The following is an 11,324-nucleotide window of genomic DNA, read 5'->3' on the forward strand; positions in this document are numbered from 1 at the left end:
ATATATAAAAGACGTGGAGATACCACGTCTTTTTTCTCTTCTTTATACTTGCACTGCCTGCTGCTCTTCTAATTCAAATGCTACGTGAAGCGTCTCAACAGCTTTTACCATATCAGCATGCGGTACAACTGTAGATACTTTAATTTCAGACGTGCTGACCATCTTCACTTCAATTTTCTCTCCTGCCAGCACTTCAAACATTTCGGCTGCAACACCTGGATTAGAAATCATGCCAGATCCCACAATCGATACTTTAGCCAGACCGCTTTCATGTTCAATACGCGTATACCCCAAAGTAGATTTATACTCTTTTAAGACGGCAAGAGCAGCTTCTACGTCTACAGTTTTAATAGAAAATGAGATAGAGAGGCGATTATTAGCCGTTACGTTTTGAATAATAATATCCACGTTTAACTGTTCTTTTGCTAATGCTGTAAAAATAGTAGAAAGAGTTTGTAACTCGTTGTTTAACCCTTCAATTGTCACCCGTGAAATATTATCTTCAAACGCAATTCCTCTTACGACTAAGTTTTGTTCCATTGAAACTTCCTCCTCAACAATCGTTCCATTCTCGTTTTCTAAGCTTGAACGCACTTCTAGCGGTACCTGATAATTTTTTGCAAACTCAACAGCGCGCGGATGCAGCACCCCTGCTCCTAAATTGGCTAATTCTAACATTTCGTCATATGAAATAGAATGAAGTTTACGAGCATCTTCTACGTAGCGCGGATCCGTCGTAAACACTCCTGTTACGTCTGTATAAATATCACATTTTGCAGCTTTTAGTGCCGCGGCAAGAGCTACTGCCGTCGTGTCAGAGCCGCCTCGACCTAATGTTGTAATGCTTCCATCTTCTGAACAGCCTTGGAATCCAGCTACTACTACGATTCGACCTCTATCTAATTGGCTTTGAATACGAGTCGTGTCAATGTGCTGGATTCGTGCATTGCTGTGAACTGCTTCTGTCTGGATACCAGCTTGCCAACCTGTTAGCGAAGTGGCTTCATGACCTTTGAATTGAAGAGCCATTGTTAACAGGGAAATCGTTACTTGTTCTCCAGTTGTAAGAAGCATATCCATTTCGCGTTTACTTGGACTGTCCGTAATATCACTTGCTAATTTCACCAGTGCATCTGTGGTTTTGCCCATTGCCGATACAACAACTACTACTTGGTTACCGCGCTCTGCTTCTTGAATAACACGGTTTGCTACATGTTGAATACGTTCAACAGAACCAACAGATGTTCCACCAAATTTTTGAACGATTAATGCCATAATTTTGTTCATTCCTTTTCAATAAATTTGCATATGCAGGATGATGAGAAGCTAAATTTTTTTACTCAGACAATAAAAAAAGCAATGAGATGAGCTCTCATTGCTTAACGAACGAAAATTATAAAACATAACCGTCCACTGCCGTGAGATAGCTCTCCAAGAATCTACATCTTGACAATCCTACGTTTATTCAACGCAGAACCAGCAATCATTACTATGAGGTAATGTTCACTTCGGCAAATTTCCCTTTCCGCATCGTTCATAAGGGCTCATACCCTTCCTGATGCGTACTGATTAAATTTGCACCTCTATCTTCACTTCATTTGATGAAGTGTCGTATGAAATTAGTTAATAGCTTATCAAATATTTTCTATTATTTCAAGACTATTTTTGCAATGTTTCATAAATTTTTTCAGCAATGTTCTGAGGAACACCTGAATTTCGAATATCTTCAATCGTTGCTTCTTTCAATTTTTTCACCGAACCAAAATGCTTTAACAAAGCTTTTTTACGCTTTTCTCCCACTCCCGGAATGTCGTCCAGAACTGACTGAAAAGCGGACTTAGAGCGCACTTGACGGTGGAAGGTAATCGCAAAGCGGTGAACTTCATCCTGAATTCGCTGAAGCAAATAAAATTCTTGACTATTGCGTTCAAGCGGTATGATTTGAGGAGGCTCACCAATCATCAGATTGGAGGTTCTGTGCTTATCATCTTTGACAAGACCTGCTGTAGGCACTAAAAGTCCCAATTCATTTTCGAGAACGTCCTGTACTGCAGCTAAATGCCCTTTGCCTCCATCTACAACAATTAAATCCGGAAGCGGAAGACCTTCTTTTAATGCTCTGGAATACCGTCTGCGAACGACTTCCCTCATGGAACTGTAATCATCTGGTCCCTTTACCGTCTTAATTTTATATTTGCGATATTCTTTCTTTTCCGGTTTCCCATCAACAAAAACAATCATCGCAGAAACTGGGTCTGTTCCTTGAATATTTGAGTTATCAAATGCTTCAATCCGATAAGGAGCGGCAATTCCAAGCTCTTCTCCTAACCGTTCAACTGCGCCAACTGTACGCTCTTCATCTCGTTCAATTAAATAGAATTTTTCACCGAGCGCAATTTTTGCATTTTTACACGCAAGTTCTACTAATTCTTTCTTTTTGCCTCGCTTTGGATGCTGAACCTCTACTTCTACTAACTTCTCAGCTAACTCTGCATCAATCGTTGCTGGAACCATCACTTCTTTTGGCTTAATATTTTTGGCATAAAACTGACCGATAAAAGTTAAGAAATCTTCTTCTGGCTCTTTATAAAAAGGAAACATAGAAACTTCTCGCTCAATTAATTTCCCTTGGCGAATAAAGAAAACTTGAACACACATCCAGCCTTTATCGTAAGAATAGCCAAACACATCTCGATTAACAAAATCATTAAACGTTACTTTTTGCTTTTCCATTGTCGCTTCGATATGAGCAATTTGATCTCGGTATTCTTTAGCCCGTTCAAAGTCAAGTTCTTCTGAAGCTTTTAACATTTTTTCAGTTAACTCTGTTTTGACATGCTCATATCCACCATTTAAAAACCGCGTGATATTTTCAATAATTTGTTTGTTTTGCTCTTCTTTTACCTCTTTTACGCAAGGAGCTAGACATTGCCCGATATGGTAATACAAACAAGGCCTATCTGGCATAGTGGAGCACTTTCTTAACGGATAAATGCGATCAAGAAGCCGCTTTGTTTCATTTGCTGCTTGAACATTAGGATAAGGACCGAAGTATTTCCCTTTATCTTTTTTTATTTTTCTTGTAATAACAAGTCGGGGCTGTTTTTCAGCTGTAATCTTAATAAACGGATAGCCCTTATCATCTTTAAGCATAATATTGTATTTTGGGTCATGCTTTTTAATTAAATTCATTTCTAAAATAAGCGCTTCTAAATTAGAAGATGTGACGATATATTCAAAGTCGACAATGTCGTTTACAAGTCGAAGCGTCTTTCCGTCATGAGATCCGGTAAAGTAGGAACGTACTCGATTTTTTAATACTTTTGCTTTTCCTACGTAAATGACCGTTCCATATTTATCTTTCATCAAGTAACAGCCGGGCTGATCCGGTAAAATAGCCAGCTTTTCTTTTAAATAATCGTTCATACTTTTCTCCTTCCTCTTCTCTTACTCTGTCCATCTATACAATCGCTTATGAAGCGTAACCTACATTCTTTCCTGTCTTAATACATGTACATAAGCTGGATTTATGGCGGTGTTCCTTACATCTAGTATAAAACAAACGAACGCATATTCGCTAAATAAAAGTATTCCCAAAAGAGAAAAAGTGGAGAAAAAGAAAAAAACCTAGCCTGAGCTAGGTTTTGACTTACGCGTGTTTATTAATTAATTCTGTTAATGCTTCTTTTGGTTGGAAACCAACTACTTGATCAACTTTCTCTCCATCTTTGAATAATACTAAAGTTGGGATACTCATAACACCAAATTTTCCAGCTGTTTCTTGATTTTCATCAACGTCTACTTTTACGATTTTAACTTTATCGTTAAGTTCGCCATCAATTTCTTCAAGAACTGGAGCAATCATTTTACAAGGGCCACACCATGGTGCCCAAAAGTCAACAAGCACTAGGCCTGATTTAATTTCATCTGTAAAGTTTTTATCTGTAGCATGTGCAATAGCCATTTTAATTCCTCCTAAATATATGCAATATCCAAATTCTACTCACAGTATATCACCTTCAAATAAGGTTTGCTAACTTTTTGCTTACATTTATACTGTTTATTCTCCGCTCTAGTTTGTACAATTTGCCTAAAAATATGCGTAGAAAATTTCGTTTCCCATGAGGCTGAGACCTGACTAAATGAATCCAAAGACGAACAAATAGTATACATGGGTTGAACCGCTTGCGACACCGCAGTTGATTTCCATGCAAGACTTCGCTTTTCTAGCAGGAGTCTTCGCCTTGCCCTCCAATCACCTGCTAGAAAGACCTACCCTGCGTTTACCCTAACAAAAAAACGAACCACTAATCAAAAATCTTGATCAACGGTTCGTTCTTCACTTCGTCTCAAATACTTTTGTCCGAGAATCTTACGCAGACTGTACTTTCAGCTTTTTAAATTCTTCCGTTAGCAGAGGCACTACTTCAAATAAATCTCCAACGATTCCGTAGTCAGCTACTTTAAAAATATTCGCTTCAGGATCTTTATTGATTGCAACAATAATTTTTGAATTTGACATACCTGCCAAATGCTGAATAGCACCTGAAATTCCGCAGGCAATGTATAAATCTGGTGTGACTACTTTGCCCGTCTGACCGATTTGAAGAGAATAGTCGCAGTAATCTGCATCGCACGCTCCGCGAGACGCTCCAACAGCTCCATTTAACACGTCCGCTAGTTCTTGGAGAGGTCCAAAACCTTCCGTGCTTTTTACACCTCGACCACCTGCAATCACGACTTTTGCTTCGGACAAATCAACCCCTTGCGTTGCTTTGCGTACGACTTCTTTTACAACAGTACGCAGGTTTTTGATTTCAACATTTAAATCCTCTACATCACCTGTACGCCCCTCATCTTTTGCAAGCGGTGAAATATTATTTGGACGAATCGTGACAAACGTAAAAGCATCGGTCATGATTTTCTTCTCAAATGCTTTACCAGAATAAATTGGGCGAGTGAAGACTACTTGATCCCCTCCCACTTCTACATCCGTCACATCCGAGATAAGTCCTTTGTCTAAGCGAGCTGCCAGTTTTGGCGCTAGATCTTTGCCAAGAGCCGTATGCCCAAATACGATAGCTTCAGGCTGTTCACTTTCAATGATGGCTAATAATGCCTGAGCGTAACCATCCGATGTGTAAGCAGCTAAATCTTCGTGCTCCGTCACAACAACTTTATCTGCTCCGTATGCAATAAGTTCTTCACTTAAAGATTTTACGTCCTTTCCTACTAACGCTGCAATAATTTCTCCCCCGTCAGCTACAGTAGACGCTGCGGAAATCGCTTCAAACGATACGTTTCGTAATCCCCCATCACGTGCTTCTCCAAGAACTAACACTTTGCGTCCCATTACAATACCCCCATTGTTTTGACTTTTGACTTATTAAATGACTTTTGCTTCCTTATGCAGTAAATTGACCAGCTCTGTTACTTGATCTTTTATATCTCCTTGTAATACGCGCCCCGCGTCTTTTTTCGGAGGTAAATAAATTTCAATTGTCTTTGTTTTTGCTTCTACATCATCTTCATCTAAATCTAAATCGTCTAATTCCACTTCAACCAACGGTTTCTTCTTCGCTTTCATAATCCCTGGAAGAGATGGATAGCGAGGCTCATTAAGTCCCTGCTGAGCTGTTACTAAAAGAGGAAGCGACGTTTCAATAACTTCCGAATCTCCTTCCACATCGCGTACAACCGTCACTTTTTCACCTTCAATATCCAGCTTTGTAATCGTTGTAATATAAGGGATTTCTAACTGTTCTGCTACGCGCGGTCCCACCTGGCCTGAACCTCCGTCAATCGCTACGTTTCCTGCTAAGATTAAATCAGGAGATTGCTCTTTTAAGTACTGTGCCAGCAGCCTAGAAGTCGTGTACTGATCGCCATCTTCTATGTCATCTTCCGTATTGATTAAAACCGCTTTATCTGCTCCCATAGCCAAAGCTGTTCGGAGTTCTTTTTCTGATTCTTCCCCTCCTACACTCACGACCGTAATCTCTCCGCCATGCTTTTCCTTTAGCTGAATAGCCTCTTCAACTGCATACTCATCGTAAGGATTAATAATAAATTCAGCTCCATCTTCAACAATTTGACCATTTTTTAGTGAAAGTTTCTCCTCTGTATCGAACGTTCTTTTTACTAACACATAAATATTCATTCAATTCCCCTCCTAAGCTTATTTTCCTAAAAATTTGGGCTGGCGCTTTTCAATAAAAGCGGCTACGCCTTCTTGAGCATCACGGCTTTTGAATACGCTTCCAAAAAATTGTGCTTCTTTTTTGATGCCGCTGTAATAAGCATCTGTTTTTACATGTTGAAGCAGCTGCAAAGTAGCTTTAACAGAGATTGGGCTTTTTTTGGCAATTTTTCTAGCAAGTAAAAATGTTTCATTGATAAGCTGACTTTCTTCAAAAGCTGCGTTTGCCAATCCTAACTCCACTGCCTCGCTGCCCGATATTGGATCACTTGTCAGCATCATCTCACAAGCCTTATGAACCCCTACATAACGAGGCAATCGCTGAGTTCCTCCAAACCCTGGTATAATTCCTAACTGAAGTTCAGGCAAGCCCAGCTTAGCATTTTCTGTTACCAAACGGATATGGCAGCTCATAGCAAGCTCTAATCCTCCGCCTAAAGCAGCTCCATGAATAGCTGCAATAACTGGTTTTGGGTAATTTTCAATATACTCAAAGAGCTCTTGGCCGTTAACAGCAAGTTTCTCGTAATCTTTTTCCTGCTGCAGTGATGTAAACTCTTTTATATCAGCTCCAGCACAAAAGAATTTCCCTTCGCCTTTAATGACGATAACCCTTGTCTCTTTGCTATCTTCTAAATGTTTTAAAACACTTGAAAGATCTTTTAATAAATCTTGAGACAAAGCGTTAGCAGGTTGTCTATTCAACGTAATGAAGCTTATTGCATCAACAGTTTCAACCTGGATAATCTCCATTTGTTTCCCCCACCCTTTCTTTCTATTTTCATTACCTTGCGCTTCTCCCCTCGCAAGGGAGCAGCAGGCTCACTTACGATTATGAGCCGCTGCAGCCGTTTAACAGCAGGGAATGGACTTTATCTACCGATTCTATTAGACCATATCGATGATCGTTCATTACCCATGTTGTGACAGTTTCATCAATCGTTCCAAAAATCATCTGTCGCGCAAGACGAATATCTATATTTTCAGAAAACTCACCCGTTTCGATTCCTGTCTGTAAAATAGAATCAATGAGAGTCAGATAATCTTTTAATACATCGTTAATTTTCAATCTTAAATCTTTGTTCGATTGACGCAGTTCAAGCTGTGTCACTGTAGCTAAATGATGATCCTCCGCTAGAAACGAAAAATGCTTGTCAATTAATACGTGAAGTTTTTCTGCCGCAGTTTCAATTCCCGCCAGTTCTTCATAAATTTTTTCTACAAACTGTCCCATCTTCTCTTGAAATAAGGAAATCAAGACATCTTCTTTGTTTTTAAAATATAAATATATCGTACCGTCTGCAACTCCAGCCTGCTTAGCAATTTTAGAAACCTGAGCATTGTGGTATCCGTTTTCTGCTATTACTACTACAGCTGCATCGATAATCTGCTTATACTTTGGCTTATTTCTTCTCAATCTTATACGCTCCTTTAAAATATGAATGATTATTCATTCATATCTTTATAATAAAGAAACCGCAAGTATCTGTCAATTATGTTTCAGCAAAAAAATCAAAGGCGACGATCGATTACGTCGCCTTTTTATGCTTTTCATTTTCTTCTTCAATCAGCGCTCGTCGCAGAATCTTCCCGACCGCTGTTTTTGGAAGCTCATTTCGAAATTCATAAAGGCGCGGAACTTTATAAGCAGCTAAATACTTTCTAGAAAACTCATTTAACTCTTCTTCAGTACATCTTACACCATTTTTTAATACAATGTAAGCCTTCACTGTTTCTCCTCTATATGGGTCAGGAACACCTACCACTACAGCTTCTTGAATTTTTTCATGCTCATATAATACTTCTTCAACTTCTCGAGGATAGATATTATATCCCCCGGCAATAATAATATCTTTCTTTCGATCTACTACATAAAAATAACCTTTATCATCCATATAGCCAACATCACCTGTTAGCAACCACCCGTCTCGCATAACAGCCTCCGTTTCTTCAGGCTGCTTCCAATATCCTTTCATGACCTGAGGACCTTTAACCGCAATTTCTCCTACTTCGCTTACAGCAGCTTCTTTACCTGTTTCAAACGAGAGAATTTTGGCATCTGTGTCTGGCCAAGGCACTCCAATGCTTCCTGGTATTCTCTCTTTCCAAAGAAAATTAGCATGAGTAACAGGAGAGGTTTCCGTCAATCCATATCCTTCCACTAGTTTACCTCCAGTGAGCTTTTCAAACTGCTCCTGCACTTCCACAGGAAGAGGAGCCGAACCGCTCATACATGAATCAATAGAAGATAGGTTGTATTTTGCTAAATCAGGATGGTTTAATAATGCGATGTAAATTGTCGGAGCACCTGGAAATAAAGTAGGCTGCTGCTTATGAATGGTTTTGAGCGTCGTTTTTGCATCAAATTTAGGCAGAAGCACCATCTCGTAGTTTTGCAAAACCGATAGAACCAGAACCGTTGTTAAACCATACACATGAAAAAACGGGATAATTCCAAGCACTTTTTCTTCTCCATGCTTGCAGCGGTATAACCAATGTGAACACATCGTTGCATTGGCTACCAAGTTTTTATGAGTAAGCATGACTCCTTTTGGAAAACCTGTTGTTCCCCCGGTGTATTGCAAAATCGCGATATCTTCGTCTGAAATTCCCTCAGCATTACATACTGCTGGAGAGGATTCACTTATAATGCGTTTAAATAAATGAGTAGTCTCCGTATGACTCACATCCACGCTTATCTTCTGCTGTTTGCGCTGAATAAATGGATAAATTATGTTTTTGGGAAATGGGAGATAGTCTTGAATAGAGGTGATGACTACGTGTTTTACACTTGTTAACGCTTTCATTTTTACTACACGCGGATATAGCAAATCGAGTGCAATAATCATGGTCGCTTCTGAATCATTCAGCTGATACTCTAACTCCCTTTCCGTATACAAAGGGTTTGTTTGAACGACTACTCCTCCGGCAAGAAGAACTGCATAAAAGGAAATGACAGCTTGAGGGCAATTTGGAAGCATAATGGCTACTCTATCCCCTTTTTTTAATCCCAGTTCAATAAGGTAAGATGACAGTTTCAAAGAATCTTGATGCAGTTGGGAAAACGTCATTTTTTTCCCTAGAAAATAGATTGCGTTTTTTTTAGGGGCTTTTTGAACTGCTTCTTCAAAAAGCTGTGCTAAATTTTTTTGCTCATAATGAAGCGTAGCAGATATTTCCTCTGGGTATTGAGAAAGCCATATCTTTTCGGTGGATTCCACACGTATCCTCTCCCTCAAAAAAATAAAAAATTAGAATTTTCTAATTAAAATTATAGTTCATTCTTTTTTTAGATGCAATCGTTATTGAATGTTCTCTTTCCTGTCTAATCACTCTTTCATCCTGCAGCGTAATAAATAAAAATTGGATTTATCCCTGTACATTATCCGAATTTTTTGTATATAATAAAAATTAGATTTTTTTTAAGGAGCTGTATGAATTGATAACAACATTGACTAAAGGACCGTTCAAAGCAGATCACGTTGGAAGCTTTTTGCGTCCTGAGCGTATCAAGCAAGCACGATTACAGGTAGAAAACGGGGAAATGACAAAGAAACAGCTTCGAGCAATTGAAGATGAAGAAATTAGTAAGCTCGTAGAAAAGCAAAAACAAATTGGATTAAAAGCCATAACAGACGGTGAGTTTCGCCGTGCGTGGTGGCACTTTGATTTTCTATCAGAACTTGTGGGCGTAGAACTTTACGAAGCAGAGTCGGGAATTCAGTTTCACGGGGTCCAAACAAAAGCTCACGGTATAAAAGTTACTGGAAAACTAGATTTTAATCACCACCCTATGATTGAAGATTATAAATTTCTTCATCAAGCGGCCGGAAAAGAACACGTGGCTAAGTTCACCATTCCAAGTCCCAATATGCTGTTTTTCAGAGGTCATATTGAAGAGTCTGCTTACTCGGATACGGATGTATTTTTTGCTGATTTAGTTAAAACATATCAAAAAGCCATTCAAGCATTTTATGATGCTGGATGCCGCTATTTACAGTTAGATGATACTGCGTGGGCGGTCTTTTTCTCAGAAAAAGGACAAGAACAAATCGCGTCAAAAGGATTTACGCCCCAAGAATTACTGAAACGTTTTACGGATGCGATCAATGAATCCATTGCGCATAAGCCAGATGATATGGTTATTACAATGCATATTTGCAGAGGGAATTTCCAGTCTACTTATACAGCAAGCGGCGGATATGAAAATGCGTCAAAAGCTATTTTCAGTCAGTTAAACGTAGATGGACTATTTTTAGAATTTGATGATGAACGCTCAGGAGGATTCCAACCTCTTCGACATGTAAAGCGAAATGACCTTCAGATTGTCCTTGGTCTTATCACATCAAAATTTGGAGATTTAGAAGATCCTGAAGCAGTGAAAAAACGAATTGCTGAAGCGGCAGAATTTGTTTCTCTTGATCAAATTTGTTTGAGTCCCCAGTGCGGATTTGCTTCTACAGAAGAAGGAAATTTACTAACTGAAGAACAGCAATGGGATAAAGTAAAGCACGTGATTTCAATTGCTGAAGATGTATGGAAGTAATCATTAAAAAAGCTGACCTGCTTTAAGGCCAGCTTTTTTGCTGTCATCACAATGTTAGGAAAAGCTATATAGATAAATAGATAAGACCAATAAGCATAAACACTCCGCATAAAATGAGTAAAATTTTCGCTAACTTCTCCATGACTCTCTCCTATCCTATCCCTGCTCCTATTACATAGGACATACCGATTGAAATAACAAGTGAAATAAACCCAACGGCTCTGTTATCTTGTTCAATTTCATCATCGATTCGAAATTTCGGCGTCAAAAATTCGAAAATAAAATAGCTGACTAGTAAAAGAACAAACCCATATATTCCCCATCCAAGCATTCTTAACAAATTGTCGTTGTGCTCAATCGAATAGCGAAAAATATTAGCTAATCCAAATATTTTCCCACCTGTTGCCATCGCAACAGCCATATTTCCTTTTTGAATCTCTTCCCAATTCTTATATTTAGTAACGAGCTCAAACACAACAAGAAAGACGACAATGCTCAAGACAACCACGCTGTAATAAGCGGCGGATTCAATATACGGGTCTTTCCAAAAATCCCTCATTTTTGCATCACTCCTAATTT

The 11,324-nt window shown here is 38.9% G+C and carries 10 protein-coding genes and 1 riboswitch; of the genes, 1 reads left to right on the forward strand and 9 read right to left on the reverse strand.

Annotated features, from left to right (window positions below):
- Positions 1-42: 42 nt before the first annotated feature.
- The 8 genes from CEQ83_RS22945 to CEQ83_RS22980 all read right to left on the reverse strand — a co-directional run bounded on the left by CEQ83_RS22945 (position 43) and on the right by CEQ83_RS22980 (position 9,420).
- On the reverse strand, positions 43-1,275 hold the full coding sequence (locus tag CEQ83_RS22945; protein WP_028411756.1) for an aspartate kinase: 1,233 nt from the start codon (positions 1,273-1,275) through the stop codon (positions 43-45).
- A 141-nt stretch (positions 1,276-1,416) separates the two neighbouring features.
- Positions 1,417-1,594: riboswitch (Lysine riboswitch) on the reverse strand.
- Positions 1,595-1,659: 65 nt separating this feature from the next.
- Entirely contained in the window at positions 1,660-3,426 is a 1,767-nt protein-coding gene (gene uvrC / locus CEQ83_RS22950) for an excinuclease ABC subunit UvrC (RefSeq protein WP_028411757.1), read from the reverse strand.
- A 223-nt stretch (positions 3,427-3,649) separates the two neighbouring features.
- Complete coding sequence (gene trxA / locus CEQ83_RS22955) at positions 3,650-3,964, reverse strand: thioredoxin (RefSeq protein ID WP_013059404.1); 315 nt, start codon at positions 3,962-3,964, stop codon at positions 3,650-3,652.
- 408 nt (positions 3,965-4,372) lie between these two features.
- On the reverse strand, positions 4,373-5,353 hold the full coding sequence (locus CEQ83_RS22960) for an electron transfer flavoprotein subunit alpha/FixB family protein (protein ID WP_033579632.1): 981 nt from the start codon (positions 5,351-5,353) through the stop codon (positions 4,373-4,375).
- A 33-nt stretch (positions 5,354-5,386) separates the two neighbouring features.
- Positions 5,387-6,160, reverse strand: coding sequence for an electron transfer flavoprotein subunit beta/FixA family protein (locus tag CEQ83_RS22965; protein WP_016765685.1), 774 nt, complete (start codon positions 6,158-6,160; stop codon positions 5,387-5,389).
- Positions 6,161-6,178: 18 nt separating this feature from the next.
- Positions 6,179-6,952: an enoyl-CoA hydratase gene (locus tag CEQ83_RS22970; protein WP_028411759.1), complete on the reverse strand. Its 774-nt coding sequence runs from the start codon at positions 6,950-6,952 to the stop codon at positions 6,179-6,181.
- Between the two features lie 79 nt (positions 6,953-7,031).
- Positions 7,032-7,616: a fatty acid metabolism transcriptional regulator FadR gene (locus tag CEQ83_RS22975; RefSeq protein ID WP_013059408.1), complete on the reverse strand. Its 585-nt coding sequence runs from the start codon at positions 7,614-7,616 to the stop codon at positions 7,032-7,034.
- A 112-nt stretch (positions 7,617-7,728) separates the two neighbouring features.
- On the reverse strand, positions 7,729-9,420 hold the full coding sequence (locus CEQ83_RS22980; RefSeq protein ID WP_098626995.1) for an AMP-binding protein: 1,692 nt from the start codon (positions 9,418-9,420) through the stop codon (positions 7,729-7,731).
- 218 nt (positions 9,421-9,638) lie between these two features.
- Between CEQ83_RS22980 and CEQ83_RS22985 the strand changes: the two genes are divergently transcribed.
- Positions 9,639-10,745: a 5-methyltetrahydropteroyltriglutamate--homocysteine S-methyltransferase gene (locus CEQ83_RS22985; protein WP_099000514.1), complete on the forward strand. Its 1,107-nt coding sequence runs from the start codon at positions 9,639-9,641 to the stop codon at positions 10,743-10,745.
- Positions 10,746-10,896: 151 nt separating this feature from the next.
- Here the strand turns inward: CEQ83_RS22985 and CEQ83_RS22990 are convergent, their stop codons facing one another.
- Complete coding sequence (locus CEQ83_RS22990; RefSeq protein ID WP_013059411.1) at positions 10,897-11,304, reverse strand: DUF350 domain-containing protein; 408 nt, start codon at positions 11,302-11,304, stop codon at positions 10,897-10,899.
- Between the last annotated feature and the right edge of the window lie 20 nt (positions 11,305-11,324).

The sequence above is a fragment of the Priestia megaterium genome (assembly GCF_009497655.1).
Taxonomy (GTDB): Bacteria; Bacillota; Bacilli; order Bacillales; family Bacillaceae_H; genus Priestia; species Priestia zanthoxyli.